The organism is Bradyrhizobium sp. BLXBL-01 (assembly GCF_051853025.1).
In the GTDB taxonomy this organism is placed as follows: Bacteria; Pseudomonadota; Alphaproteobacteria; order Rhizobiales; family Xanthobacteraceae; genus Bradyrhizobium.
Genome location: NZ_CP182471.1, coordinates 3,190,184 through 3,216,125, shown reverse-complemented (window position 1 = coordinate 3,216,125; position 25,942 = coordinate 3,190,184). Strand labels below are relative to the sequence as shown.

The 25,942-nt window shown below is 65.7% G+C and carries 30 protein-coding genes; 17 read left to right on the top strand and 13 right to left on the bottom strand.

What is annotated here, in order from left to right; all coding sequences use genetic code 11:
- Positions 1–4 precede the first annotated feature (4 nt).
- The 4 genes from ACNJYA_RS14675 to ACNJYA_RS14660 form a co-directional block, all read right to left on the bottom strand.
- Positions 5–928 carry an AAA family ATPase gene (locus ACNJYA_RS14675; protein ID WP_212258062.1) on the bottom strand — a complete coding sequence of 308 codons (924 nt, stop codon included), beginning with the start codon at positions 926–928 and terminating at the stop codon, positions 5–7.
- Between the two features lie 61 nt (positions 929–989).
- Entirely contained in the window at positions 990–1,796 is an 807-nt protein-coding gene (locus ACNJYA_RS14670) for an FAD binding domain-containing protein (RefSeq protein WP_172783006.1), read from the bottom strand.
- Between the two features lie 27 nt (positions 1,797–1,823).
- Positions 1,824–2,309 carry a (2Fe-2S)-binding protein gene (locus ACNJYA_RS14665; protein ID WP_014494194.1) on the bottom strand — a complete coding sequence of 162 codons (486 nt, stop codon included), beginning with the start codon at positions 2,307–2,309 and terminating at the stop codon, positions 1,824–1,826.
- Between the two features lie 149 nt (positions 2,310–2,458).
- Positions 2,459–2,905 (bottom strand): SRPBCC family protein, encoded by a 447-nt coding sequence (locus tag ACNJYA_RS14660; RefSeq protein WP_212258061.1) that lies wholly within the window; start codon positions 2,903–2,905, stop codon positions 2,459–2,461.
- A 172-nt stretch (positions 2,906–3,077) separates the two neighbouring features.
- Here ACNJYA_RS14660 and ACNJYA_RS14655 point away from each other — a divergent pair, with 172 nt between their 5' ends.
- The 3 genes from ACNJYA_RS14655 (at position 3,078) to ACNJYA_RS14645 (ending at position 5,726) form a co-directional block, all read left to right on the top strand.
- Complete coding sequence (locus tag ACNJYA_RS14655; protein WP_439403151.1) at positions 3,078–4,433, top strand: 3-carboxy-cis,cis-muconate cycloisomerase; 1,356 nt, start codon at positions 3,078–3,080, stop codon at positions 4,431–4,433.
- A 15-nt stretch (positions 4,434–4,448) separates the two neighbouring features.
- Positions 4,449–5,231 (top strand): 3-oxoadipate enol-lactonase, encoded by a 783-nt coding sequence (gene pcaD / locus ACNJYA_RS14650; protein ID WP_172783004.1) that lies wholly within the window; start codon positions 4,449–4,451, stop codon positions 5,229–5,231.
- 102 nt (positions 5,232–5,333) lie between these two features.
- On the top strand, positions 5,334–5,726 hold the full coding sequence (locus tag ACNJYA_RS14645) for a carboxymuconolactone decarboxylase family protein (RefSeq protein ID WP_212258060.1): 393 nt from the start codon (positions 5,334–5,336) through the stop codon (positions 5,724–5,726).
- Here ACNJYA_RS14645 and ACNJYA_RS14640 read toward each other — a convergent pair.
- Together ACNJYA_RS14640 and ACNJYA_RS14635 are read right to left on the bottom strand one after the other, a co-directional pair.
- The gene (locus tag ACNJYA_RS14640; RefSeq protein WP_212258059.1) at positions 5,688–6,227 is read right to left on the bottom strand and encodes a hypothetical protein; all 540 of its coding nucleotides are present in this window, start codon (positions 6,225–6,227) and stop codon (positions 5,688–5,690) included. The genes ACNJYA_RS14645 and ACNJYA_RS14640 overlap by 39 nt on opposite strands.
- A 264-nt stretch (positions 6,228–6,491) precedes the next feature.
- Positions 6,492–6,656, bottom strand: coding sequence for a hypothetical protein (locus ACNJYA_RS14635; RefSeq protein ID WP_172783002.1), 165 nt, complete (start codon positions 6,654–6,656; stop codon positions 6,492–6,494).
- A gap of 263 nt (positions 6,657–6,919) precedes the next feature.
- Between ACNJYA_RS14635 and ACNJYA_RS14630 the strand changes: the two genes are divergently transcribed.
- The 5 genes from ACNJYA_RS14630 to ACNJYA_RS14610 all read left to right on the top strand — a co-directional run bounded on the left by ACNJYA_RS14630 (position 6,920) and on the right by ACNJYA_RS14610 (position 11,996).
- A complete protein-coding gene (locus ACNJYA_RS14630) occupies positions 6,920–7,837 on the top strand; it encodes an ABC transporter permease subunit (protein ID WP_212258057.1) in 918 nt (305 codons plus the stop codon).
- A 5-nt stretch (positions 7,838–7,842) separates the two neighbouring features.
- A complete protein-coding gene (livM, locus tag ACNJYA_RS14625; protein WP_212258056.1) occupies positions 7,843–9,162 on the top strand; it encodes a high-affinity branched-chain amino acid ABC transporter permease LivM in 1,320 nt (439 codons plus the stop codon).
- A complete protein-coding gene (locus tag ACNJYA_RS14620; protein WP_439403150.1) occupies positions 9,159–9,992 on the top strand; it encodes an ABC transporter ATP-binding protein in 834 nt (277 codons plus the stop codon). Before livM ends, ACNJYA_RS14620 begins: the two co-directional genes overlap by 4 nt.
- A complete protein-coding gene (locus ACNJYA_RS14615) occupies positions 9,989–10,726 on the top strand; it encodes an ABC transporter ATP-binding protein (RefSeq protein WP_212258054.1) in 738 nt (245 codons plus the stop codon). Before ACNJYA_RS14620 ends, ACNJYA_RS14615 begins: the two co-directional genes overlap by 4 nt.
- A gap of 151 nt (positions 10,727–10,877) precedes the next feature.
- Positions 10,878–11,996: a branched-chain amino acid ABC transporter substrate-binding protein gene (locus ACNJYA_RS14610; RefSeq protein WP_172782997.1), complete on the top strand. Its 1,119-nt coding sequence runs from the start codon at positions 10,878–10,880 to the stop codon at positions 11,994–11,996.
- Between the two features lie 107 nt (positions 11,997–12,103).
- Here the strand turns inward: ACNJYA_RS14610 and ACNJYA_RS14605 are convergent, their stop codons facing one another.
- Positions 12,104–12,490, bottom strand: a complete 387-nt coding sequence (locus ACNJYA_RS14605; protein WP_439403149.1) for a response regulator — start codon at positions 12,488–12,490, stop codon at positions 12,104–12,106.
- A 234-nt stretch (positions 12,491–12,724) separates the two neighbouring features.
- Between ACNJYA_RS14605 and ACNJYA_RS14600 the strand changes: the two genes are divergently transcribed.
- The 3 genes from ACNJYA_RS14600 to ACNJYA_RS14590 are packed head-to-tail and all read left to right on the top strand — an operon-like array spanning position 12,725 to position 16,873.
- Entirely contained in the window at positions 12,725–15,550 is a 2,826-nt protein-coding gene (locus tag ACNJYA_RS14600) for a PAS domain S-box protein (RefSeq protein ID WP_246708691.1), read from the top strand.
- A 58-nt stretch (positions 15,551–15,608) separates the two neighbouring features.
- Positions 15,609–16,607 (top strand): P1 family peptidase, encoded by a 999-nt coding sequence (locus tag ACNJYA_RS14595; protein WP_439366723.1) that lies wholly within the window; start codon positions 15,609–15,611, stop codon positions 16,605–16,607.
- Positions 16,608–16,660: 53 nt separating this feature from the next.
- Positions 16,661–16,873, top strand: coding sequence for a KTSC domain-containing protein (locus ACNJYA_RS14590; protein ID WP_260379851.1), 213 nt, complete (start codon positions 16,661–16,663; stop codon positions 16,871–16,873).
- A 114-nt stretch (positions 16,874–16,987) separates the two neighbouring features.
- On the opposite strand, the gene ACNJYA_RS14585 is transcribed toward ACNJYA_RS14590, so the two are convergent.
- Positions 16,988–17,758, bottom strand: a complete 771-nt coding sequence (locus tag ACNJYA_RS14585; protein ID WP_439366722.1) for an EF-hand domain-containing protein — start codon at positions 17,756–17,758, stop codon at positions 16,988–16,990.
- A gap of 254 nt (positions 17,759–18,012) precedes the next feature.
- On the opposite strand from ACNJYA_RS14585, the gene rpe reads away from it, so the two are divergent.
- The 5 genes from rpe (at position 18,013) to ACNJYA_RS14560 (ending at position 19,990) form a co-directional block, all read left to right on the top strand.
- Complete coding sequence (gene rpe / locus ACNJYA_RS14580; protein WP_439403148.1) at positions 18,013–18,714, top strand: ribulose-phosphate 3-epimerase; 702 nt, start codon at positions 18,013–18,015, stop codon at positions 18,712–18,714.
- A gap of 49 nt (positions 18,715–18,763) precedes the next feature.
- A complete protein-coding gene (locus ACNJYA_RS14575; protein WP_439403147.1) occupies positions 18,764–19,363 on the top strand; it encodes a hypothetical protein in 600 nt (199 codons plus the stop codon).
- A 90-nt stretch (positions 19,364–19,453) separates the two neighbouring features.
- On the top strand, positions 19,454–19,594 hold the full coding sequence (locus tag ACNJYA_RS14570) for a hypothetical protein (RefSeq protein WP_439403146.1): 141 nt from the start codon (positions 19,454–19,456) through the stop codon (positions 19,592–19,594).
- 5 nt (positions 19,595–19,599) lie between these two features.
- Entirely contained in the window at positions 19,600–19,779 is a 180-nt protein-coding gene (locus ACNJYA_RS14565; protein WP_212258046.1) for a hypothetical protein, read from the top strand.
- Positions 19,780–19,801: 22 nt separating this feature from the next.
- Positions 19,802–19,990 (top strand): hypothetical protein, encoded by a 189-nt coding sequence (locus tag ACNJYA_RS14560; protein ID WP_025037262.1) that lies wholly within the window; start codon positions 19,802–19,804, stop codon positions 19,988–19,990.
- 28 nt (positions 19,991–20,018) lie between these two features.
- Here the strand turns inward: ACNJYA_RS14560 and ACNJYA_RS14555 are convergent, their stop codons facing one another.
- From ACNJYA_RS14555 to ACNJYA_RS14535, 5 genes are all read right to left on the bottom strand, one after another.
- Entirely contained in the window at positions 20,019–21,452 is a 1,434-nt protein-coding gene (locus ACNJYA_RS14555) for a serine/threonine protein kinase (RefSeq protein WP_439403145.1), read from the bottom strand.
- Positions 21,453–21,458: 6 nt separating this feature from the next.
- Positions 21,459–22,199, bottom strand: coding sequence for a metallophosphoesterase family protein (locus tag ACNJYA_RS14550; protein WP_439366718.1), 741 nt, complete (start codon positions 22,197–22,199; stop codon positions 21,459–21,461).
- A 117-nt stretch (positions 22,200–22,316) separates the two neighbouring features.
- Positions 22,317–22,922, bottom strand: coding sequence for a hypothetical protein (locus ACNJYA_RS14545; protein ID WP_212258044.1), 606 nt, complete (start codon positions 22,920–22,922; stop codon positions 22,317–22,319).
- Complete coding sequence (locus ACNJYA_RS14540) at positions 22,915–23,601, bottom strand: hypothetical protein (protein WP_439366717.1); 687 nt, start codon at positions 23,599–23,601, stop codon at positions 22,915–22,917. Before ACNJYA_RS14540 ends, ACNJYA_RS14545 begins: the two co-directional genes overlap by 8 nt.
- Positions 23,598–24,368, bottom strand: coding sequence for a MotA/TolQ/ExbB proton channel family protein (locus ACNJYA_RS14535; RefSeq protein ID WP_172782984.1), 771 nt, complete (start codon positions 24,366–24,368; stop codon positions 23,598–23,600). Before ACNJYA_RS14535 ends, ACNJYA_RS14540 begins: the two co-directional genes overlap by 4 nt.
- A 199-nt stretch (positions 24,369–24,567) precedes the next feature.
- Between ACNJYA_RS14535 and ACNJYA_RS14530 the strand changes: the two genes are divergently transcribed.
- Positions 24,568–25,938 carry a sensor histidine kinase gene (locus ACNJYA_RS14530; protein WP_439366716.1) on the top strand — a complete coding sequence of 457 codons (1,371 nt, stop codon included), beginning with the start codon at positions 24,568–24,570 and terminating at the stop codon, positions 25,936–25,938.
- Positions 25,939–25,942: the final 4 nt, after the last annotated feature.

The window sequence follows — 25,942 nt, the reverse complement described above, 5'->3', positions numbered from 1 at the left end:
GAGATCAATTCTCGCTCGTCGCGTCCTTCAGCACCTTCTGCAGCGTCTCGCCCTGCATGCGGGTGATGTCGTCCTGGTACTTGAGCAGCGCGCCCAGCGTGTCGCCGACCACTTGCGGGGTCAGCGAGCGGGCATCGAGCTCGGACAGGGCGGTGGCCCAATCGATGGTCTCGGCGACGCCCGGCGACTTGTAGAAGTCCTGGTTGCGCAGCGCCTGCACGAAGCGCACGACCTGCTGCGACAGCTTGGCTGAGATGCCGGGCACGCGCGTCTTGACGATCGCAAGCTCGCGATCGGCGGCGGGATAATCGACCCAGTGATAGAGGCAGCGCCGCTTCAGCGCGTCGTGGATCTCGCGGGTGCGGTTGGAGGTGATGATGACGATCGGCGGGTGCGGTGCCTTCACCGTGCCGAATTCGGGGATGGTCACCTGGAAGTCACTGAGGATCTCGAGCAGGTACGCCTCGAACGCCTCGTCGGCGCGGTCGAGCTCGTCGATCAGCAGCACCGGCGGTCCCGCGACATCGGGCTCCAGCGCCTGGAGCAGCGGCCGCTTGATCATGTAGCGATCCGCGAAGATGTCGCTCGAAAGCTGATCGCGATCGGTGTCGCCGGCGGCTTCCGCCATCCGGATCGCGATCATCTGCGCGGCGCTGTTCCACTCGTAGACCGCGGAGGAGACGTCGAGGCCTTCATAGCACTGCAGGCGGATCAGCTTCCGCCCCAGCGCCGCCGAGAGCACTTTTGCGATCTCGGTCTTGCCGACGCCGGCCTCGCCTTCCAGGAACAGCGGCCGGCCCATGCGCAACGACAGATACGTCACCGTCGCCAGCGATCGCTCGGCCAGATAGCCGCGCGACGTCAGGAGTTCGAGCATCGCATCGACCGATGCCGGCATAGCACCGGAAGAAGTGGCCGCTGAAGTCATGAAAAAGCCAGTCTCGCTACGCCCTCACCGGGACAGGTCTGGACCGAGGAATGAGGTCAGCTCATTCCTTGGCATTGGCGGCGTCGACGGCGCGACGCGTCAGCACCCCGATCAGATGCGCGCGGTATTCGGCGCTGCCGTGGATGTCGCTGTTGAGGCCTTCCGCCGGTACCGCGATGCCCTCCAGCGCCTTCGAGGCGAAGCGCTTCTTTAGGGCCTCCTCGAATGCGGTGACGCGGAACACGCCCTCGGAGCCCGCACCGGTGACGGCAACGCGCACGTCCGACGGACGCCGCGCCACGAACACGCCGACCAGCGCATAGCGCGAGGCCTGGTTGCGGAACTTGACGTAGGCGGCCTTCTTCGGCAGCGGAAACATCACCTTGGTGATGATCTCGTCCGCTTCGAGCGCGGTCGTGAACAGGCCCTGGAAGAACTCTTCCGCCTTGAGGCGACGCTTGTTGGTGACGATGGTGGCGCCGAGCGCGAGCACCGCGGCAGGATAGTCGGCCGTCGGATCGTTGTTGGCGAGCGAGCCGCCGATCGTGCCCCTGTGGCGCACGGCGGGATCGCCGATTCCGCCGGCGAGATTCGCCAGCGCCGGGATCGCCTCGCCGACGATGGCGGAGGTCGCGACCTCGGCGTGCTTGGCGGTGGCGCCGATCACCAGCGAGCGGCCCTTCATCTCGATCGTGTTGAGCCCCTCGATGTGGGAGAGGTCGACCAGATGCGGTGGGCTCGCGAGGCGCTGCTTCATGACGGGAAGCAGCGTGTGACCGCCGGCGATCACCTTGGCGTCCTCGTTCTTCACCAGGAGGTTGGCCGCCTGGCGCACGGTGCCGGGGCGATGATATTTGAATTCGTACATTTGAATGTCCTGATCGCGGGGTGCGCGTTACGCGAGATCGGATTTCGCCATCGCCTTGGCGCCGGCGGAGATCGACGCCACGATGTTCTGGTAGCCCGTGCAGCGGCAGAGATTGCCTTCGAGCTCCTCGCGAATGGTGTGGTCGTCGAGCTCGTGGCCCTTGCGGTGCACGATGTCGATCGCGGTCATGATCATGCCCGGCGTGCAGAAGCCGCACTGCAGGCCGTGGTGCTCGCGGAAGGCCTCCTGCATCGGATGCAGCGGCGCGCCGTCGGCAGCCAGCCCCTCGATCGTCTTGACCTCGTGACCGTCGGCCATCACCGCCAGCGTGGTGCAGGACTTCACGGCCTTGCCGTCGAGATGCACGACACAGGCGCCGCACTGCGAGGTGTCGCAGCCGACATGGGTGCCCGTCAGCCGCAGATTCTCGCGCAGGAATTGCACCAGAAGCGTGCGGGGATCGACGTTGGCCGTCACAGGATTGCCGTTCACGATGAGGGAGATTTTTGCCATAAGCACTCTCTATCAGCGCCCCAACGGGTCCCGTCGAAGCGGTTCTTATAATTATTCCAACCCATCATATGGGCCATTATGGCCCGGGGCAACATCGCCCAGGGCGCAAGGCGCCATGCCGAAGGCGCTATGCTAAAGGTATTGGACCTTCAGCCCTGCACCGCCTTGGCGAAGTTCGCGAAAAATTCGTCGGCCAGCTTCTTGGCGGCGCCGTTGATAAGGCGTTGGCCGAGCTGCGCCAACTTGCCGCCGATCTGCGCCTCGACGTCGTAGGAGAGCAGCGTGCCGCCGTCCTTCTCGGCGAGCTTGACGGCCGCGCCGCCTTTGGCGAATCCGGCCACCCCGCCCTCGCCCTCGCCGGAAATCTTGTAGCCGTTCGGCGGGTCGAGATCGGACAGCGTGACCTTGCCCTTGAAGCGCGCCGACACCGGTCCGACCTTCATTTTCGCCGTCGCGCGGAAGCCGCCGTCGTCGGTCTTCTCCAGCTCCTCGCAGCCGGGGATGCAGGCCTTCAGCACCTCGGGATCGTTGAGCTTGGCCCACACGGTCTCGCGCGGCGCCGCAAGTTGGACTTCGCCGTTCATCGTCATGGCCATGAGGGTGCCTCCCGGATCGCGCAACTATAGTGCTGATCAAGTAACGCAGCGACGCGGCAAAGAAAAGGCCGGCGCCCGGTCACGTGCAATGCATATTCGCAACTGCAAAATGACGTGTGCGGGCGGTGGGGGATTGGCAGGGCCGGGCCATGATGATTAGGTCGCGCGCAACATGAGCACATCCATCTCCCCCCTGCTCGCACCGATGCTGTCGAGCGCCGCCATGCGCGCGATCTGCGACGATCGGTCGACCCTGCAGAACATGCTCGATTTCGAGGCAGCCCTGGCACGCGCCGAGGCCGCCAGCGCGGTGATTCCGGCATCCGCCGTCGGATCGATCGAGGCGGCATGCAAGGCCGATGGCTTCGACCTCGCCGCACTGGCGGAGGCCGCGACGCGATCGGGCAATCTCGCGATTCCCCTGGTCAAGATGCTGACCGCCAATGTCGCCAAGAATGACGCGGAGGCCGCGCGCTACGTGCATTGGGGCGCGACCAGCCAGGACGTCATCGACACCGCGACCATGCTGACGCTGCGCGCCGGCATCGCCGCATTGGACGCCGACCTCAGCCGCGCCATCAAGGGCTTTGCCGCGCTGGCGCGCAGCCATCGCAATACCGCGATGGTGGCGCGGACCTGGCTCCAGCACGCGCTGCCGATGCCGTTCGGGCTGAAGGCCGCCGAATACGCCTCGAGCCTTGCCCGCGCCCGCTGCCGCCTGCGGCGGCTCTCCCGCGAGGGCCTCGCCCTGCAATTCGGCGGCGCCGCCGGCACGCTCGCTGCGCTCGGCGACAAGGGGCTCGCGGTGGCCGAACGGCTGGCGCAGGAGCTGAACCTGCCGCTGCCGGAGGCGCCCTGGCATACCCATCGCGACCGCATCGCCGAGGCTGCATCCTGCTTCGCCATTCTCGCCGGCAGCTGCGGCAAGATCGCGCGCGACGTCTCGCTGCTGATGCAGACCGACGTCGCCGAAGCGTTCGAGCCGGCCGGCGAAGGCCGCGGCGGCTCCTCGACCATGCCGCACAAGCGCAACCCGGTCGCCGCCGCGAGCGCGCTGGGCGCCGCGACCATGGCCCCGCAGCTCGCCGCGACGATTTTCGCCGCGCAGGTGCAGGACCACGAACGCAGTGCCGGCCCCTGGCACGCGGAATGGCCGACGCTGCCGCAATTGATGCTGGTCACCTCCGGCGCGCTGGCTGCCGTCGTCGACATCGCCGAGGGTCTCGAGGTCGATGCGGCCCGCATGCGCAGCAATCTCGATGCGACGCACGGGCTGATCATGGCGGAGGCCATCACCTTCGCGCTCGCCGAAGCCATCGGCAAGAGCGACGCACATCATCTCGTCGAGGCCGCGAGCAAGCGCGCCGTCGCCGAGAAGAAGCATCTGCGCGAGGTGCTGTCGGCCGATTCGCAAGTCACCGCGCACCTGACGCCGGAAAAAATTGCGGCACTGTTCGAGCCGATGGCCTATCAAGGGGCGTCACAGGCGCTGATCGACCGCCTGCTCGACAACCTCGATCAAGATTAGGAGTGGAGACGCCGCATGCCCATGATCGATGCCGACGGATGCCTCCTCAACGTCTCCGTCGAAGGCCGCGACGGCGGGCCGACCTTGATGCTGTCGAACTCGCTCGGCTGCACGCTGCAGATGTGGGAGCCACAGATGAAGGCGCTGACGCAGGTGTTCCGCGTCATCCGCTACGACCGCCGCGGCCACGGCAAGTCGAACGTTCCGCCCGGCCCCTACACGATGGAGCGCTTCGGCCGCGACGTGCTCGCGATTCTCGACGATCTCAACATCGAGAAGGTGCATTGGTGCGGCCTGTCGATGGGCGGCATGGTCGGGCAATGGCTCGGCGCCAATGCGCCCGAAAGGTTCGGCAAGCTCATCCTCGCCAACACCTCCTGCTATTATGCCGAGCCGACCCGATGGCTGGAACGAATCGAGGCGGTGAAAAAAGGCGGCATCGCCGCGGTCGCCGACGCCGTGATCGCGGGCTGGCTCACCCAGGATTTCCGCGAGCGCGAGCCTGCGATCACCGCAAAGATGAAATCGATGCTGCTGGCGTCCCCCGTTGAAGGCTATCTCGCCTGCTGCGAGGCGCTGTCGACGCTGGACCAGCGCGCGCTGCTGCCGAAGATCAAGAGCCCGACGCTGGTGATCGCCGGCCGCCACGACGTGGCGACGCCGATCTCGGCGGCCGAATTGATCCGCTCCAACATTCCCGGCGCCAGCATGACCATCATCGACGCCGCGCACATTTCGAACGTCGAGCAGCCGCATGCGTTCACGGATGCGGTGGTGGGGTTCCTGACGCAGCGCTGATCTCACAACTCGTCATTGCGAGCGCAGCGAAGCAATCCAGACTGCCGCCGCGGAAAGATCCTGGATTGCCTCGCTGCGCTCGCAATGACGAAGGAGGAAACAATGGACGACCAGAAGCGCCGCGATGCCGGCATGAACGTGCGCCGCAAGGTGCTGGGCAATGCCTGGGTCGACAAGTCGATCGCGAACCGCAATGCGTTCAACACCGACTTCCAGGACCTGATCACCCGCTACGCCTGGGGCGAGATCTGGACGCGGCCGCATTTCGACGAGCGCACGCGGCGCGTGCTCGTGATCGGCACCATGGTCGCGCTCGGGCAATGGGACGAATTCCGCCTGCACGTGCGTGCGGCGCTCGCCGAGGGCGGCTTCACGCCCGACGACATCAAGGAGATCCTGCTGCAGCAGGCGATCTATTGCGGTGTGCCGGCGGCGAACCACGCCGTCAAGGAAGCCTCAGCGATTGTGCAGGAGCTCGGCCTGCTCAAGATCTAAAGGCTGAAGATTCGGCGGCGCGGCGGCCTCGGCCGTCTTCGGCGCAGCCGCCGGCTTCTCGATCACGACCACGATGGCCGCACCGAGCAAGAGCAGCAGCTCGGTGGCGTGCAGCCGAAGCGCGGCCAACTCGCCGACCTTGGAGGCCATCACCATGCTGGCAAAGGAGATCAGGCTGCCGATCGCCAGCGCAATCCCGAGCGCCTCGTCACTGCCGCCGCCCTTGCGGGTTCGGGGAATGCAGAGCAGCACGAGATAGATCGCGAAGAACGCCACCACGGTCAGCCGTCCGAGCGCCAGCAGCCAGGCGGCACGCACCGTGTCCATGCCCGCCATCTGCAGGTGGTCGCTCAGATACAGCGCCACCGCGACGCTCGGCCGCTCGTAAAGGCCGTGCACGGGCGCAACAATGATGTTGAAGGCGACGAGGCTCCATACGGGAATGAAATAGGCCGCCAGCAGGGCGCCGTTGACCGAGCCGATCCGCCAGTTCCTGAACATGCCGCTTCCCGCCTGGTTTGCCGCGCCTTCGATGGAAGGCGGCGGCCATGCCGGAGCTAACTCGCATCAGACTGTGGCGGCAATTTAAACCCTTTGTTTACCTTAACTGCCTGCTCCCGTGGCGTCATTCGGGTGCGCAGCCCCAGACCCGGAATCTCGAGATTTTCGGGTTCGGCTCTTCGAGTCGCCCCGGAATGACTCTTCAATAAGAAAAAGGCCCCGCCTCTCGGCAGGGCCTCACCCTCTTACTCCTGGGCTCCCAAACTACTTGTCCTGCTGACCCTGCTGGCCCGGGCGATCGCCCTGGCGCATCGGATCGTTCTGCTGCTGCTGTCCGGGTTTCTGACCGCCGCCCTGCTGCTGCCCGGGGCGCTGCTGACCGGGGTTCTGGTTCTGCTGACCCGGATTCTGGTTCTGCTGCTTCGTCATTCGGGGAAACTCCCTTGTTGGACGTCAGAGGGAAGACAACGACCCGCATCCACTTTGGTTGCCTGCGGAACCCGGTTCCTCGCAGGTGCGGGAACCCGGCGGCAAAATGATCTCTGTACAAGCCTTAAGGCGGAGACCGGGCCAGTTGCAGCCGCCAGTTCCCTCCTGTTACAAAACCATGTGAACGCTCAAGGGCTGCCGGGGCCCAAGAACTCTCTGCAAGAGCTCCCTTTGAGCCGCGTCAAGTTTGGGTACGGCAGCTTATGGATTATTTCGCCCAGCAGCTCATCAACGGCCTCGTGCTCGGCTCCATCTACGGCCTGATCGCGATCGGCTACACGATGGTCTACGGCATCGTCGGCATGATCAACTTCGCCCATGGCGACGTCTTCATGATCGGCGGCTTCATCGCCCTCATCACCTTCCTGATCCTGATCTCGCTCGGCCTCACGGCCGTTCCCGTGATCCTGCTCGTGGTGCTGCTGGTGTCGATGGCAATCACCGCGCTCTATGGCTGGACCATCGAGCGCATCGCCTACCGGCCGCTGCGCCATTCCTTCCGCCTCGCCCCGATGCTGTCGGCCATCGGCATGTCGTTCGTGCTGACGAATTATTCGCAAGTGGCGCAAGGCGCCCGCGTCAAGCCGATCCCGCCCTTCATCACCGGCGGCTATACGCTGCACGAGAGCGCCGACGGCTTCGTGATCCAGCTCTCCAACATCCAGATCATGGTGGTCCTCACCACCATCGTGCTGCTGGCGATCTTCACCTGGCTGGTGTCGCGCACCCGGCTCGGGCGCGACATGCGCGCCTGCGAGCAGGATCAGACCATGGCGGCGCTGCTCGGCGTCGACGTCGACCGCACCATCTCCATGACCTTCGTGATCGGCGCCGCGCTCGCCGCCGTCGCGGGCCTGATGTACCTGCTGTATTACGGCCTGGTCGACTTCTTCATGGGCTTCGTCGCCGGCATCAAGGCCTTCACTGCCGCCGTGCTCGGCGGCATCGGCTCGCTGCCCGGCGCCATGCTCGGCGGGCTCGCGATCGGCCTGATCGAGACGTTCTGGTCGGCCTATTTCTCGGTCGAGTACAAGGACGTCGCGGCGTTCTCGATCCTGATCGTCGTGCTGATCTTCATGCCGACCGGCCTGCTCGGCCGTCCCGAAGTCGAAAAAGTCTGACGCGCGTGACAGCTCCCTCGACCCACACGACCAAACCTGCAACGGGCATCCCCGCCCTCCTCAAGACCGCCTTCATCAACGCAGTGATCGCGCTGGTGCTGTTCTCGCTGATGGTCGGCATCCGCACCGAGGCGGGCTCCGACGGCCAGCTCACTTACTGGACGCGATTCGGCGAGCTCGCCTCCCTCGTCGCCGCCGTGTTCGGCGGCTCGATCGTGATCGAGCTGCTCAGGCAATGGATCGGCCCGGCCGGCACCGAGAAGCTGGTGCCACCAGCGGTGCAGAAGGGCATGTCGCTGGTCGGCCGCTACCTTGCACCCGCGCTGCTGATCTTCACGCTGCTGGTGCCCGTCATCTTCTATAACCAGCGCTACATCCTCGACCTCGCCATTCTCGTGCTGACCTATGTGATGCTGGGCTGGGGCCTCAACGTCGTGGTCGGGCTCGCCGGCCTGCTCGATCTCGGCTACGTCGCCTTCTATGCGGTCGGCGCCTATTCCTACGCGCTGCTCGCCACCAATTTCGGCTGGTCGTTCTGGATCTGCCTGCCGCTCGCCGGCATCCTCGCCGCATTCTGGGGCGTGCTGCTCGGCTTTCCCGTGCTGCGCCTGCGCGGCGACTATCTCGCCATCGTGACGCTCGCCTTCGGCGAGATCATCCGCCTCGTCCTGATCAATTGGCAGAGTCTGACCGGCGGACCGAACGGCGTATCCGGTATTCCGCGTCCGACCCTGTTCGGCATTCCGCTGAGCAACACCGACGATGGGCTGGCCGCCATGCTCCGCATCGAGTATTCGCCGACCCACCGTATCGTCTTCCTGTTCTATCTGATCCTGGCGCTGGCGCTGCTCACCAACTGGGTGACGATCCGCCTGCGCCGGCTGCCGATCGGGCGCGCCTGGGAGGCCTTGCGCGAGGACGAGGTCGCCTGCCGCGCGCTCGGCATCAACACCACGACGACCAAGCTCACGGCGTTCGCGACCGGCGCGATGTTCGGCGGCTTCGCCGGCGCCTTCTTCGCCACCCGCCAGGGCTTCATCAGCCCGGAATCCTTCACCTTCCAGGAATCGGCGCTGGTGCTCGCCATCGTCGTGCTCGGCGGCATGGGCTCGCAGCTCGGCGTCGCGCTCGCGGCGCTGACCATGATCGGCGGGTTCGAGCTGTTCCGCGGCCTCGAGACCTATCGCATGCTGGTGTTCGGCTGGGCCATGGTGCTGATCATGATCTGGCGGCCACGGGGCCTCGTCGGCCATCGCGCGCCGACCGTCTATCTGAAGAAGGCGCAGGCCATCTCCTCCGACCTCGTCAAGGAGGGCCACGGATGAGCGGCGAGCGTATCCTCCACGTCGATCGGCTCACCATGCGCTTCGGCGGCATCGTTGCCGTGCAGGACCTGTCGTTCGCGGCGGAGCGGCGCAAGATTACGGCGCTGATCGGACCGAACGGTGCGGGCAAGACCACCGTGTTCAACTGCATCACCGGCTTCTACAAGCCGACCGGCGGCGCCATCCGCCTCACCCACGATGACGGCAGGGAAATCGCGCTCGAGCGGCTCAACGACTTCCGTATCGCCAAGCAGGCCAAGGTCGCGCGCACCTTCCAGAATATCCGCCTGTTTCCCGGGATGACCGTGCTCGAAAACCTGATGGTGGCGCAGCACAACATGCTGATGCGCGCCTCGGGCTTCACCTTGCTCGGCCTTGTCGGCGCGCCGGCCTATCGCGACGCCGAAAAGCGCGCGATCGATCTCGCCACCGACTGGCTGAAGCGGGTCAGCCTGCTCGACCGCGCCGACGATGCGGCCGGCAATCTCGCCTATGGCGATCAGCGCCGCCTCGAGATCGCGCGCGCGATGTGCACCGAGCCTGCACTCCTGTGCCTTGACGAGCCGGCTGCAGGCCTCAACGCGCGAGAGAGCGCCGCGTTGAACGAACTCCTGCTTTCGATCCGCAACGACCTTGGAACGTCGATCCTCCTGATCGAGCATGACATGTCGGTCGTGATGGAGATCTCCGACCACATCGTGGTGATGGATCACGGCGTGAAGATCGCACAAGGCACGCCGCGCGAGGTGCGCGACGATCCCAAGGTGATCGCCGCCTATCTCGGCGCCGACGAGGAAGAGGCCATGGCCGTCATGGAGAGCGGATCGTGACGGCGGCATCCCCCCTGCTCGCGATCCGGGGCCTGCGCGCGGCCTACGGCAAGATCGAGGCCTTGAAAGGCGTCGACGTCGACATCAATTCCGGCGAGATCGTCGCGCTGATCGGCGCCAACGGCGCCGGCAAGTCGACGCTGATGATGACGATCTTCGGCAAGCCGCGCGCCCGCGCCGGGCAGATCCTGTACGAGGGCAAGGACATCACGGCCGTCCCGACCCACGAGATCGCCCATTTGCGCATCGCGCAGTCGCCCGAAGGCCGCCGCATCTTCCCGCGCATGAGCGTCGCCGAAAACCTCCAGATGGGGGCCGACGTCACCGAGAGCACGCCGGCGGAACGGGAGAGCACGCTCGAGCGCGTGTTCGCCCTGTTTCCCCGCCTGAAGGAGCGTTTCGCCCAGCGCGGCGGAACCCTGTCCGGCGGCGAGCAGCAGATGCTGGCGATCGGCCGCGCCTTGATGAGCCGCCCTCGCCTGCTCATGCTCGATGAACCCTCGCTGGGGCTCGCCCCGCTCATCGCGCGGCAGATTTTCGACGCCATCCGCACACTGAACCGGCAGGACGGCCTGACCGTGCTGATCGTCGAGCAGAACGCCAACCATGCCCTCAAGCTCGCCCACCGCGGCTATGTCATGGTCAATGGCCTGATCACGCTGGCCGGCAGCGGCGCCGAATTGCTGCAGCGCCCCGAGATCCGCGCCGCTTATCTGGAAGGCGGCCGGCACTGACCGGCCCCGCCCTGCGCGAGAATGCGGCTAGATATCTTGACCTATGCCCGTATTTTGCCGGTGACTTCTCCTCGAATTCATTCAAGAATGGCGCCGGTTTGAACCGGGCATGCCCGGCAACTTCCACAGGCGACCACCCGCGAGGTATCTCATGAAATCACTGAAGCTCATCGGTCTAGCATTCGGCGCATCGCTCGCGCTGTCGAGCGCGGCATTCGCGCAGGATGTCACCGTCGCAGTCGCAGGCCCGATGACCGGCGGCGAGTCCGCCTTCGGCCGCCAGATGAAGAACGGCGCCGAGATGGCCATCGCCGACATCAACGCCGCCGGTGGCGTCAACGGCAAGAAGCTCGCGCTCAACGCCGAGGACGACGCCTGCGATCCGAAACAGGCCCGCTCGGTGGCGGAAAAGATCGCCGGCGCCAAGATCCCGTTCGTCGCCGGCCATTTCTGCTCGTCGTCTTCGATCCCGGCCTCTGAAGCCTATGCGGACGGCAACGTCCTGCAAATCACTCCGGCTTCGACCAACCCGCTCTTCACCGAGCGCAAGCTGTGGAACGTGGCGCGGGTCTGCGGCCGCGACGACCAGCAGGGCCTGATCGCCGCGCAATACATCGCCAAGAACTACAAGGGCAAGAACATCGCCATCCTCAACGACAAGACCACCTACGGCAAGGGACTTGCGGACGAGACCAAGAAGGCGCTCAACAAGGCCGGCATCACCGAGAAGCTCTACGAGAGCTACAACAAGGGCGACAAGGACTTTAACGCGATCGTCTCGCGCCTGAAGAAGGAGAATGTCGAGCTCGTCTATGTCGGCGGTTACCATCAGGAAGCCGGCCTCATCCTGCGCCAGATGCGGGATCAGGGCCTGAAGACGGTGCTGATGTCGGGCGACGCGCTCGCCGACAAGGAGTACGCCTCCATCACCGGTCCCGCCGGCGAAGGCACGCTGTTCACCTTCGGTCCCGACCCGCGCAACAAGCCGACCGCGAAGAAGATCGTCGAGGCGTTCAAGGCCAAGGGCATCGATCCGGAAGGCTATACGCTCTATACCTACGCTGCGCTGCAGGTCTGGACGCAGGCGGTCAAGAAGGCCGGCACCACCGACGCCAAGAAGGTCATGGAGACCATCAAGGCCGGCAAGTGGGACACGGTGCTCGGCCCGATCGAAATTGACGCCAAGGGCGACCTCAAGCAGATCGACTATGTCGTCTACAAGTGGGACGCCAAGGGCAATTACGCCGAGCTCGGCGCCAAGGGTTCTTGATCAAGGGTTCCTGATCAAGGATGCTCGTCGGGGATCCCGATCAGCGATCCCCGAAGGCTCTGCCATCGCGACCGCGCCCCGGCTTGCCGGGGCGTTCTTTTGCCCGGTCAGACCGCGGCCGAGATCTCGCCGCCCGCCGCGGCCTGGGCCTTGCGGAGCGCTTGCAGCAGATCGTTCGGCCGAAACGGCTTTTGCAGGCAGGCGAGGTTGGCGAGGTGGGGCGATTGGTCCATGAAATCGAGCGCCGTCATCCCGGATACCGCAATCACGGGCAGCGCCGGCGCGCGCTCGCGCAGGGCCGTGATGACATCGACGCCATTGGTATCGCCGAGGAAGATGTCGACGATCGCCGCGTCAAAGGGGCTTTCCGCAAAGGCCTTCAGCCCCGCCGCGCCGCTTTCGGCCTCCACGACCTCGAAACGATTGACCCGAAGCACGATCGCGATCATCGCACGGACGTCCTTCTGGTCGTCGATGATGAGCACGCGTGGCATCGGAGCAACTCCCGATCTCGAAACCAAAATCGCCTGTTTCAAACCTGGAACCCGCCGCAGCGGATGGGCATTATGACCCCGCCCCGTAAAGCGCACCTTACTGATCCCTGTTCCGTGCATCCACCGAAATTAGGTAAGCTGTAACCCTCGGTTGAGTCGCAAACCGGTTCCGTCACGACCCGCGCCCAAAACCCGCTAGCATGAACGGATTGCCGGCGAATGAGACTAGCGGAGATGCTCAAACCCGACCTACTCAACACCGAGGCGCGCGAACTGGACGTGCCTGCGACGATCGACCGAACCACCTTTCTGTCGACCCTGCCGGCCACCTCGACCGACCGCACTGCAGCATTGACGATTGTCGGTGTGTCCTCCCTGCTGTTCGCCGCGGCCGTGCCCTTCGCCGGTACCCCGCTCCTGCCGGTCCCCGCCTTCGTCGCCAGCTATCAATCCGCGCTGGCCGTGAGCGACATCGTCACGGCCGTGTTGCTGCTATCGCAATTTGCGATTCTGCGGACCCGCGCGCTGCTGTGGCTCGCGAGCGGCTATCTCTTCACCGCCGCGGCGGCGCTGGTTCATGCCCTCACCTTCCCCGGCCTGTTCGCACCGACCGGACTCCTGGGCGCGGGCCGGCAGACCACGGTCTGGCTCTACATGGTCTGGCACGCCGGCTTTCCGCTCTGTGTGATGGCGTATGCCTGGCTGAAGGAAAAGGACGGTGGCCCCCGGATCCGCGGCGCGGCAAGCAACGCGATTTATGGCAGCGTGCTCTGCGTCATCGCCGCGATGGCCGTCTTCGCCTGGATCGTCACCGCACAGCACGATCGGTTGCCGGTCCTGCTGAGCGAGGGCCGCTACACGGCGACCATGATCGGAGTCGTGTCCTTCGTGTGGTCGCTGAGCTTTGCCGCGCTGGTCTCGCTCTGGTTCCGCAGGCCGCATACGGTGATCGATATCTGGCTCATGGTGGTCATGTGCGCCTGGCTGTTCGACATCGCACTGTCGGCGATCGTCAACGTCGCGCGCTTCGATCTCGGCTTCTATGCCGGCCGGCTCTACGGCCTCGCCGCGGCGACCTTCGTGCTCGCGGTGCTTCTGATCGAGAATGTCCGCCTGCAGGCGCGTACGGTGGGCCTCGTCGGAAGGCTGCGCCAGCAATCGGCCTCGGAACGCGACTATTTCGGCAAGCGCCTCGCGCTGTACGGCGCAGTGGTCGAATCGTCCAATGACGCGATCATCACCAAGTCGCTCGACGGCATCATCACCGGCTGGAACAAGGCCGCCGAGCATCTGTTCGGCTACTCGGCCGCCGAGGCCGTCGGCAGGTCGATCGACATCATCGTGCCGCCGGATCGCAAGGGCGAAGTCAGAAGCATCCTCAACCGGATCGCCAGCAACGAGTCGATCGCCCAGCACGAGACGGTCCGAACCCGTAAAGACGGCCGCCCGCTAGACGTCGTCCTGAACATCTCACCGCTGCGGACCGACGATGGAGAGATCATCGGCGCTTCCAAGATCGCCCATGACATCACCGAAGAGAAGCAGGCCAGAGAGAAGCTGCGCCGCGAGACCGAGGAACGCCAGCGCATCTTCGAGACATCGCAGGACCTGATCCTGGTCACCGACGGCTACGGCAATTTCGTCCAGGTCAGCCCGAGCGTGCAGAACATTCTCGGCTACAGCCCCGAGGACATGGTCGGGCACAGCGCGATCGAGTTCATCCATCCCGACGATCTCGAGAAGACGCGGAGCGAGATGCGCGCAGCCCGTCGCGGCGCGGTCAAGCGGAGCTTCGAGGCGCGCTATTACCATTACGACGGTCACGAGGTCTCGCTGAACTGGATGGGCACGTGGTCCGAGCCGGTGAAGCGCCACTTCTTCATCGGCCGCGACCTCACCGACAAGCAGGCCGCCGAAGCCCAGCTCCGGCAGGTCCAGAAAATGGACTCGATCGGCCAGTTGACCGGCGGCGTCGCCCACGACTTCAACAACGTGCTGACCGTCATCACGGGCACGATCGGCATTCTCAGCGACGCGGTCGCCGACCGGCCCGAGCTTGCCGCCATCACCAAGCTGATCGACGACGCCGCCGAGCGCGGCGCGCAGCTGACCAAGCATCTGCTCGCCTTCGCCCGCAAGCAGCCGCTCCAGCCGCGCGAGATCGACGTCAACGCACTGGTGCTCGAAGCCGCCAAGCTGCTGCATCCGACGCTCGGCGAGCAGATCAGCATCATGCCGCAGCTCACCGAGGATGCCTGGCCGACGCTGGTCGACCCGGGCCAGCTCTCCACCGCGATCCTCAATCTCGCGCTGAACGCGCGCGACGCCATGCCCGAGGGCGGCACCCTGGTGCTGGAGACCCGCAACATCTTCCTCGACGACGGCTATGCCAGCATGAACCCCGACGTCGTCGCCGGCAATTACGTGATGATCGCCGTCAGCGACACCGGCAGCGGCATTCCTGCCGAGCTGATCGACCGGGTGTTCGATCCCTTCTTCACCACCAAGGAGGTCGGCAAGGGCACCGGCCTCGGCCTCAGCATGGTGTTCGGCTTCGTCAAGCAATCGGGCGGCCACATCAAGATCTACAGCGAGGAAGGCCACGGCACGAGCGTGAAGATCTACCTGCCACGCTCGACCGGGGTGCAGGAGACCGAGTTCGAGGCGCTCCAGAATGCGCCCATCACCGGCGGCAACGAGAAGATCCTGATCGTCGAGGACGATGCGCTGGTGCGGCAGTATGTCGTGACGCAGGTCAAGAGTCTCGGCTATACCGCGCTCGAGGCCGCCAACGGCGCCGAGGCGCTCAATATCATCGACAGCGACGAGACCATCGACCTGCTGTTCACCGACATCATCATGCCCGGCAACATGAACGGCCGCCAGCTGGCCGACGAAGCGCACAAGCGCCGCCCAGATTTGAAGACGCTGTTCACCTCGGGCTACACCGAAAACGCCATCGTCCATCACGGCCGGCTCGATTCCGGCGTGCTGCTGCTGGCCAAGCCCTACCGCAAGTCCGAGCTCGCCAAGATGCTCAGGACCGCGCTCGCCTGTTGAGCCTGCGGCATTGCCGCGCTATCGCAGATCGTGAATTGCTCTCGACGACGAGGCCGCCGTGAAGAACCTTCTCACCGATATCGCCGGCGTCCGGGTCGGCCATGCCGAGGACCCGAAAGTCGGCTCCGGCGCGACCGCGATCATCTTCGATTCTCCCGCGATCGCCGCGATCGACGTTCGCGGCGGCGGCCCCGGCACGCGCGAGGATGCACTGCTCGATCTTGCCAACACGGTCGAGCGCGTCGACGCGATCGCGCTGTCGGGCGGCTCGGCCTTCGGCCTCGACACCGGCGGCGGCGTGCAGGCCTGGCTCGCCGAGCAGGGCCGCGGTCACCGGGTTCGCGAAGCGCTGATCCCGATCGTCCCTGGGGCGATCCTGTTCGACCTGCTCAATGGCGGCGACAAGGCCTGGGGACGCTTCTCGCCCTATCGCGACCTCGGCTATGCCGCGGCGACCGCCGCCGCCAGCGCGGATTTCGCCCTCGGCAGCGTCGGCGCCGGCTTCGGCGCCACCACCGCGACGTTCAAGGGCGGGCTCGGCTCGGCATCGGCCGTGACGCCGAGCGGAATCAAGGTCGCGGCGATCGTCGCCGTCAACGCGGTGGGCAGCGTCACCGTCGGCAATGGCCCGTGGTTCTGGGCGGCACCGTTCGAGGTGGACGGCGAATTCGGCGGACGCGGCCTGCCGGACAAGTTCACCGAGGACATGCTCCGCATGCGCATCAAGGGCGGACCTGCCGCGAGCGCGCGCGAAAACACCACCATCGGCGCCGTCGTGACCAACGCGGTGCTGACCAAGCCCCAGGCCAAGCGGCTGGCGATGATCGCGCATACCGGCTTCGCCCGCGCGATCTATCCGGTGCACGCGCCGACCGACGGCGACGTGCTGTTTGCCGCCGCCACGTGCGAAAAGCCGATCGAGCCGCTGGTTGGCCTCACCGAGCTCGGCACGATCGCCGCCAACGTGGTCGCCCGCGCGATCGCCCGCGGCGTCTACAGCGCGACGCCCTTGCCCTTTCCGAGCGCGCAGGCGGCCTGGAAGGACCGGTTCGGCTAGGCCAGAAACGAAACGGCCCCCAAAGCGTTACCCCGCGGACAAGGTGTGCGGCCATGCCCTCTTCCGTGATCCGCTTCTTTCGCTATGCGCCCGATACACGCGAGCTGAAGGTGACGTTCGTCAGCGGACGCCTCTATGTCTATGAGGATGTTCCGCCCGAGGTCGCTGCCGCGTTCGGGGATGCGCGCGCAAAAGGAACGTTCTTCAATCGCGAGATCCGCGACCGCTATGCCTATCGTGACATCACGCACGAATATGCGAGCTAAAGCGCGATGCGATGAGGATGAATCGTCATCGCGCTTTAGGTTATTGTTTGAGCATGATCTTTTCGGAGAACCGCTACGCACTTTTCCGGATCATGCTCTAGCTTCAGGATGCACTCACACGCTGATCGACATCGATGAAGCCGCTGCTCCCGCAGTGGCCTGCGCCTGGCGCTGCATCATCTGCCCGAACCAGTCATAAGGCGAGTTGCCGCCACCTTTCGCATTCGACGCGCTGGCGGCGCCCGGCACCGTCGTCGACATCTTGAAGCCGTCGGCATAGGTGACGGTGGTGGTGGTCGAGCCGTCGGCATTGGTCGTCGTGGTCGACGTCGAGCCGCGGCTGGATTGCGACGAGGAATCCGAGCCATCGCCCGCGCCCTGCGCGTGATCACGGCCGTGACCGCCCCTCAGCGCCTTCGTCATCTCGCCGAGATTGATGCTGCCATCCGCATTCGCATCCATCTTCGAGAACACGTCGTCGGCCTGGGCCAGGTTGGTGCCGCCCGCGCCGAGCGCGTCCTCGAACTCGGACTGGGTGATCTTGCCGTCGCCGTCCGCGTCGATCTGCGAGAACAGATCCTTCAGCGCAGCCTCCCGGCTCTTCGACGTCGAGGAGGTCGAGTTCGACGAGGCCGCGCCGTCGGCCGACTGGCTCTGCGCCGCGAACAGCGCGTTCATCGTCTCCGACGAGATCTGCGGATATTTGCCTGCATTGACCGACGAGGTCGCGCCGGCCGTGCTGCTGCTGCCACTGTCGATTGCGAACGGATTGACCGGCGCGCTCTGCGAGGCGCCCGTCTTGTGCGCCGCCGAGGACGATTTCGAGTTCGTCAGCGACTGGATCGCGTCGAGCGCGCTCGATACCGCACCTAGGGCTAACAACATTGCACAACTCCAACGGGATGCGACATGCCGCGATCAATGTTCTCCGGCTGAAGTCAGCAAGCACCGTGCCATCGCGAAAAGCTCAATGAAATCCGCACCCATCAGGTCGTGCAGGGCGCGGGAACATCGGCAATTCATGCCGCCAGCGGCAGAAATTTCCGCCCACAGGAAGCGCGTCCCTCCTGCATTGCCCGCCACAAGGGCCCATGTTAGGCGAGGCCATTCGTCGTCCGTCCGCCACGGGAAAACGCGCCATGACACAAGCTTTCGCCCCCCGCCCACTGGCCATCGCGCCCTCGATCCTGGCCTCGGACTTCTCCAAGCTCGGTGAGGAGGTGCGCAGTGTAGACGCCGCCGGTGCCGACTGGATCCATCTCGACGTGATGGACGGGCACTTCGTTCCGAACATCTCCTATGGCCCTGATGTCATCAAGGCGATGCGCCCGCACACCAAGAAGATCTTCGACGCGCATCTGATGATCTCGCCCTGCGATCCCTATCTCGAGGCCTTCGCCAAAGCCGGCTGCGACCACATCACCGTGCACGCGGAGGCGGGTCCCCACCTGCACCGCTCGCTCCAGGCGATCCGCGCGCTCGGCAAGAAGGCCGGCGTCTCGCTCAATCCGGCGACGCCGATCAGCGCGCTCGAATACGTCCTCGACCTCGTCGACCTCGTGCTGGTGATGTCGGTCAATCCGGGCTTCGGCGGCCAGGCCTTCATTCCCTCCGCGATCAACAAGATCCGCGACATCCGGGCAATGGTAGCGGGCCGTCCGATCGACATCGAGGTCGACGGCGGCGTCGGCCCCGATGTTGCGGGCGCGCTCGCCGCGGCCGGCGCCAACGCCTTCGTCGCCGGCACATCGGTGTTCAAGGGCGGCACGCTGGACGCCTACAAGACCAACATCGCCGCGATCCGCAACGCGGCGGCAACGGCGCGCGGCGAGGCGATCTGACGGCTCTTCGCGGTCCGAACCGGCCTTGCGGCCGCTGCGACCAATGGGAATGGATGAAATCCGCGCCACTCTGTTTTGCGCAGGCCTGCGGCGCCTGCTCGCCGAGACCCTTCAGGAGGGGGAGCAGGTGGTCTGGCAGGGTCAGCCCGACGGCGTTGCCCGCATGATGATGTGGCGGTTTCTCTGGTGGATCGGATTCCCCTGGCTGTTGCTGACAGTCATCGCCGTCAGGAACGATTGGATCGACCAAGCGACCCAACCTCTCGCGATGCTTGGAGTTGGGATGGTTGCAGCTCCGTTCGTGATGCTGCTGCAAGACCTGCAGACGCTTTATGTGATCACCGACCGCCGCGCGCTGATCGTGCGCACGGCCTGGAGCAGACGCAGCGTGACTGCTACTTCGTTCGACGCCATGGATGCAGTGTTCGAAATCCTCGACGTCGGCGGCGGCGTCGGCCACCTCAACTTTGCGTCAGGGTGCTCGACCCGTTCGCCCGATACCGACTACACCGGGCGATATGGGTTTCGCTGTGTTCGAGACGCACGGCGCATCCGGGATATCCTCGATCATGCGCGCACCGGCAAAGTACGTCGGTCGCACCCGGAAAGAACTGCGGCTTCTACGGGTTCTGCAACGCGCAAAGCTTAAAATTGTAACCGTGGTCCGTACTCATCCGGACTTCACTGATTCGCGCAAATCACTGCAAGTGATTCCTGCCTGTTTTCGCGGGAGCACATCATGACGACGACCCTGGTTTGGACTGGCGTGGCGTTGTGGATTGGTTTCAGTGCGTTTGTCGTGTTTGGTCCATCGGCCGGCCCGGCCGAGGCCCCGGCCCGTTCGGCCCGCAACATCCGCCGCGCCCGCGACAGGGGCTGACGTCCATGCAGATCGCACTCGTGAAGCGTCGGCCGAAGCGCAGGTGCCGGATTCCACGGCGCCCGCATCCGAGCCTCGATGATTTCTTCGGCCGCCTCGAGCGCACCGATGGCACGCTGGACGATAATGCCGGGCCCGACAATTCGGACCTCGAGCGTTCGCTTGGCTCGCCGCGCCGCCACTGAGACTTCCTTTCCGGACCGCCCCATGAAACCGCATTGCCCGAACTGCCTGAAGGAAATGACCAAGGCGTCCGCGTCGCGTAACCTGTTCAATTGCGAGCCTTGCCGCGAGATCATCCAGTATTTTGGCGGCAGCGCGGATCACGGCGAGCCGGGGCCGCAATTCTCCTGGCCGATCCGCCGCAAGCGCGCCATGGCCGTCCACGCGGCCTGATCCAGCCCCGCAAATCACCCCGGCCGGCCTAAGCTTCGCCGGCCTCCGGCCCGCCGCCGTCCCCAGCCATCCGCGGCGGCCGCACCACGGTGACGGTGCAGCTCGCCTCCGAGGCCACCTTGGCCGACACGCTGCCGAGCAGCGTGCGCCGGAACGAGCTCTGCCGGGCGCCGATGATGACGTGGTCGACCTGGTTGGCTTTGGCAAACTCCAGGATCGCGGCGGCGGGATCGACCGCCTCCAGCACATGAGCCGACAGCCGGCTCTCGTCCAGCTTGAGCGGCGTTGCCCAATGCCGGAGCGCGACCAGGCGATCGATATGCTTGTTGGAGCCCTGCTGGTCCAATGTCCGATCGATCGCGATCCGGTTCAGCTTGAGCACGTTGACGCAGGCAAGCCGCGCCGAGGGCAAGGTGGCGAGGATGCGCTCGGTGGTCACGCGCAGCGCCTCGTTCAGCTCCGGAGCGCCCTCCGCCGTGTCGAGCGCAACGGCGAGGATCGGGCTCGATGCGATCTGGGCTGCGACGTCCGATTTCGCACGCGGCGCCATGACGCCCTGGTTGAAGCGCCGCCGCCAGGCGACGCCGAGGGAATCGCGCTTCAGCCGCTCCGAGCGCGCGGTGAGCTTGACCTGGTCCGGATAAGCGAGATCGAAGGCGAGCTGGGACGCCGTCGGATAGCGCCACACCGGCTCGATCTCCAGACACCGCAACACCACCTCCTGAAGCCAGGGCGGATAATCCGCGCGACGCTTCCGCGGCGGATGCGGATCGCGCCACAGCCGGCGCCGCATCGCCCGTAGCGTCTCGCCCTCGCCGAACGGCCGCTCGCCGGTGGTGAAGAAATAGAGCAGCACGCCGAGCGAAAACAGATCGCTGCGCGGATCGTCGCGCACCCCGAGCAGCCGCTCGGGTGCCATATAGGGCGCGGTGCCGTAAGGCAGGCGGAATTCCTCCTGGAGGAGGTCCGGCAGGTGGTTGTGATGCGACAGGCCGTAGTCGATCAGCACCGCCTCGCCGCTCTCGCGAAACATGATGCTGCTCGGCTTGATGTCGTGATGGATCACGTTCTGCCGATGCAGATCGGCAAGCGCTGTCGCGATCCTGGCGACGAGCTGCCGCGCCTCGTCATAAGGCAGCGGCAGGTCGGGGAGCCGCTTGTACAGCGTGGCACCTGAAATGCGCTCGATCACGACATAGGCTTGGCGGGCAAAATCGCCGGTGCCGAAGCAGGCCGGCACGTGCGGCCCCGCAAGCCGCGGCAGGATCATCATCTCCATCTCGAAGGAGACGATCGCGGCGGGGTCCTCGCCCTCCGACACCCGCGGGATCTTCATCAGCATGGGCACGTCGATGCCGGGATGGGTGACGGTCCACAGCGTCGCCATGCCGCCGGCATGCACGCATTCGCCGATGGTGTAACCGTCGATCTCCGCACCTGATCTGACCAGGGGTTTCGGCATCGGCCTCTAGCGCCCCTGCGACAGGCGGTCGGCGAGCCAATGCGGCAGGCCGTTCTCGCGGATCCGGCTCGCGGCCGTCTCGATATCGTAGGGCGCACGGCAATAGGTGATCTGGCTCGACACGGTGTCGAACAGCGCGAAGGCCGCCGACGGATCACCATCGCGGGGCTGGCCGACCGAGCCGAGCACCGCGAGCCATTGCCGTCCGCGCAGGAGCTGCACGGGGACGTCGGTCTTCGGCACGAAGCTCGTCATCTTCGCCGTCACCGACATCGAATAGAGCGCCGGCCTGTGGATGTGGCCGCAAAAGGTGACATGGGCCTGCGTCGCAATCAGGCTCTTGGCGGCGTCCACGGTCGAGCGGACATAGTGCCAGCGCTGCGGATGCGAGGCTTCCGCGTGCACGAACAGGCGGCCATCGTCCTCCACCTGCATCGGCAATTCGGCCAGGAACCGCCGCTGCGCGGTGTCGAGGCGGCCGCGGGTCCATTCGATCGCGATCTGCGCCTCGGTGTTCATGGTCTCGGCCGTGGAATTGATCGCCTGGTCGTGATTGCCGCGCACCGCGACGGCGCCCTGCGCGACCAGCTCCATCGCGGTGTCCACCGCCCATTCCGGATCGGCGCCATAGCCGACGAAATCGCCGAGCAGGACGAACTGCTCCGCGCCCCTGGCGCGGGCAACCCTCAGGCAGGCCTCGAACGCCTGCCGGTTGCCATGGATATCCGAGAAGACAGCGAGAAGCACGCACCCTCCACCCTCAAATTCCTATTCGAGGCCGATGAGGCCAAATTGAGGGACGTCAACAAGATGCGCCAGCACCGGGCCGTTTGCCAGCACTGCCCTGCCGTGATGGTGAAGGGCCTATTGCTCGTCCTTCGGCGGCATCCGAGGCGGCGGAATCGGGGTGAACACGGCGCCTTGGGCACCGGCCGGCGGGGCATTGAACTCGCCGGTCGAGGAATCGCCGCCGCTGGTCTCCAGGATGGTCTTGGGCGTCACATACTCCCGGACCATGTCGATCAGGCTGCCGTCGCCGCCGCCGAAATCCGCGGCGCGCCCGCCTTGCGGATGACCGGCCGCGATCTCGTTCTCCGCGGCGTGGGTCTTGTCGGCCAGCCGGTCATTGTAGGGCACACGAAAGGCGCGCGGGATGCCGCTCGGGCGATTGTCCTCGTCCAGCGCCTCGACCCAGAGATAGATCGAGCCGGGATCGCCCTGAAGCGAATGCGGCTCGACGATGCGGGCCTTCAGCAGCTTGAAGGTCGCCGGTAGCCGGTCGGAGCTGGCCCAGCCGAGCAGGCCGCGCATTTCGGTGAAGCTGACGATGTAGAAGGTGCTGGTCACGACCACGGCGACCGCCTTCAGCGACCAGTGCAGCCGCGCATAGACCAGAACGACCAGCAGCAGCGCGCCGATGACGGCATACGCGACCGACAGCGTCAGGATGACCGTCTGCGGATTACTCACGGCGCACCCTCACAGCGTTCCTGCTCACACCGGTCTTGGGGTCGACGTCGGCGCCGTTGCGCCAGCTGCTGCGAAACGTCTCCAGCAGCGATTTCGGTCGCTGATCGACATTGACGACCTTGCCTTCCGCATCGATCCGGAAACGGACCGCGGTCTTCTCGTCGCCGGTATGGTCGAGCGTGAACTTGTTGTCGAAGATCACCTGCGCGGTCGGATTGAGCTTCTGCACCTTCACATTGGCTGTCACAGGCGCGCCGGTAGTGGCAACGAAATGCGAGACGTTGACGGTGTATTCTCCAGCGAGGATGCCGCGCACGGTGACGATCTCCTCGCGGATGGGCGAGGCGATCTTCTTGCCGTTGACGATGATGAAATCGTTGGCCCCGCCGCGATCGTCGCGGTCGAGCGTCAGGAAGCCGGCTTCGCGATGGCGATACCAGGCGATGTTGCCGGCGGGATCCTGCACGAACAGGTCGAGATCGTCGGGGTGGTTGTCCGGCCAGTCCAGCGTGATCATGAACTCCGCCTTGGAGTCGATCTTGCCGTCCTTGGCATCCGGAGAGACCGCGAGCAACGCCAGGAAGAACAGGAACGCGATCACCTGCAGCGCCTTGAACAGCATCACGCCGAGGGGATCGAACGGCTCCTCGCGCGGATAGAGACCGAAATCATCCATCATGACGGCGTTCCAGCGCCTTTTCGCTCGAGCACCGGCGTCACATAGGTCTCGGTCAGCACCACCGCATCCGAGAACACCCGCTGGGTCGCGGCATCCAGCATGTAGTACTGGATGCGGACCAGGATCGAGCCGACGAGGCCGGCGAGTGTCGTGTACATCGCGACTGCCATGCCGTCGCTCATCAAGCCCATCGAGGAGCGCATCGCGACCTTGTCTGCGGCATCGAGCCCCGCGATCGGCGCCAGCATGATGATGAAGCCGATGATGGTGCCGAGCAGGCCGAGCTTCATCAGCGTATCCGAGACGAAGGCCCCGAACCCGTTGGAGCCGCGCAGGCGGTCGGCGAGCGTCCGCAGCAGCAGCGTCTGATCGACCGGGCGATAGCCCTGCGCGGCGGCCTTGGTCACCAGGCTTTCGATGTGGTCGCGCACCAGTCCGCGCGGCAGCGCCACAGCGCTCGCATCGAGCGCCTTGCTGCCGCCGGCCGCCGACAGCACTGCGCGGCAGCGCCGCGCCGCCGCCCCTTCCCGCGCGATCGCCCGCGTCCGCAGGAAGCAATGGCCGCAGGTGACAATGTAAAGCGCCGCGATGACGCTGGAAATGTAAGTGCGGTCCGAGGTCAGCATCAGATGGATCAGGCCGAAGCGCCACAACAGCACGACGGCAAAGATCGAGAGCCCGGTGAAGATCATCCAGAACAGCAACGCGCTGCGCTCGGATGGATCGGCAGCCTGGCTCGCAATTGGTCCAATCGTCATCGAACTCATGCTGCACCGCTCCTGGCTTGCAAGCACCGGCCTGCAACGTGTCCTCGCCGATTAGATCAAAGCCGCCGTTTCAGGTCCAAAGACCCATGCCCAATCCGGCTTGGGAAATTTGCCCGAGCTGCAATCCCGGCGTTCGCTGAGATTGGCAAGGCACGGCGGCGTTGTTAGGCTGACCTTACCAAACGTCGGGGGTGATCGCATGCGCCTCGTGCTTCAGCTTGTCGCCCGCCTGCTTCTGATCGTAGCGCTGTGCCTGGCAGCCGCGACAATATGGGCTACGTTCGAGGCCTATCGCAGCGTCGATCGGGCGACGGCGGCTTCGGCGCAGCGGGTCGCGCAGGCGCTTCAGGCGCTGTATTGGCGCGAACTGTTGTTGCGCAGCAGCAGGGCGCGCGAGCATCTACTGCCGGTTCCGGATTGGCGTACCCTGGAGACGATGAAGCTGATCTCACCCGGCGTCTGCGTCGAGTTCCAGCCCGCCGCGGCTTTCGAGAAGCCGCTCTGTGGCCAGAGCGAGGGGTTGGGCAAGACGCCGCCACGCTGGTTCGCGGCCATCGTGCCGACCTTCCTCGGCAGCCACGCCGAGGTGGTGCGGCCCGTCAGTCCGCGCGCCGCGGCCGCCGGCACCGTCGTTGCGACGCCCGATGCAGCGGCCGCGATCTCGATCGCCTGGGACTACATCCTCAACGTCATCGACGTCGCGCTGCTGATGGCCGCGGCGATCGCCCTGCTCGCCTCGCTCGCCATCGCGCACGCACTTGCGCCGGCGCGCGCGATCGTCACCGCGCTTCAGCGCATGGCGCGCGGTCAGTATCACACCAGGCTGCCGCGCTTCCGCTCCATGGAGCTGGCGATGATCGGCAGCGCCGTCGGCGAGCTCGGCGGCCGGCTGGAGGAAGCGACCGAGCAGCGCGCCGCGCTGACGCGGCGCCTGATCGAGATCCGCGACGACGAGCGCCGCGCGCTCGCCCGCGAGCTGCACGACGAGTTCGGGCAGAACCTGTCCGCCATCCTCGCCTTCGCCAACACGATCGAGACGGCGAGCGCGAAGCAGAACGGAGACGATGGGATCGCGCAAGACGCGCGCATGATCTCGCAGGCGACGCACCATCTGATGGCCTCGCTGCGCGATGCGCTGAAGCGGCTGCGCAATCCGTTGCCGGAGGAGCTCGGGCTCGAGGCGAGCCTCGTCAATCTCGTCGACAGCTGGCGCTCGCACAGCGCGGCGCGACCGGCGATCCAGCTCGATCTCAGGGGTGACCTCACCGACATCAGCGGTCCGGCCGCCACAACGGCCTATCGCGTGGCACAGGAATGCCTGACCAACGCGCTGCGCCACAGTGCAGCGCGCGAGATCTCGCTCCGCGTCGAGCGGCGCGCGGGCGAGGAGGATGCGCTGCTGATCCGCGTCGAGGACGACGGCGGCGGCGATGCGGAGCGCGTCGCGCAATCGGCCGGCTTCGGCCTGACCGGTATCCGCGAGCGCGTCACGGCGGCCGGCGGATCGCTGTCGATCCTGCCCGCCCGCGGCGGCCTCAGCGTGGCCGCAACCATTCCGCTCGCTGCGTGAGGCG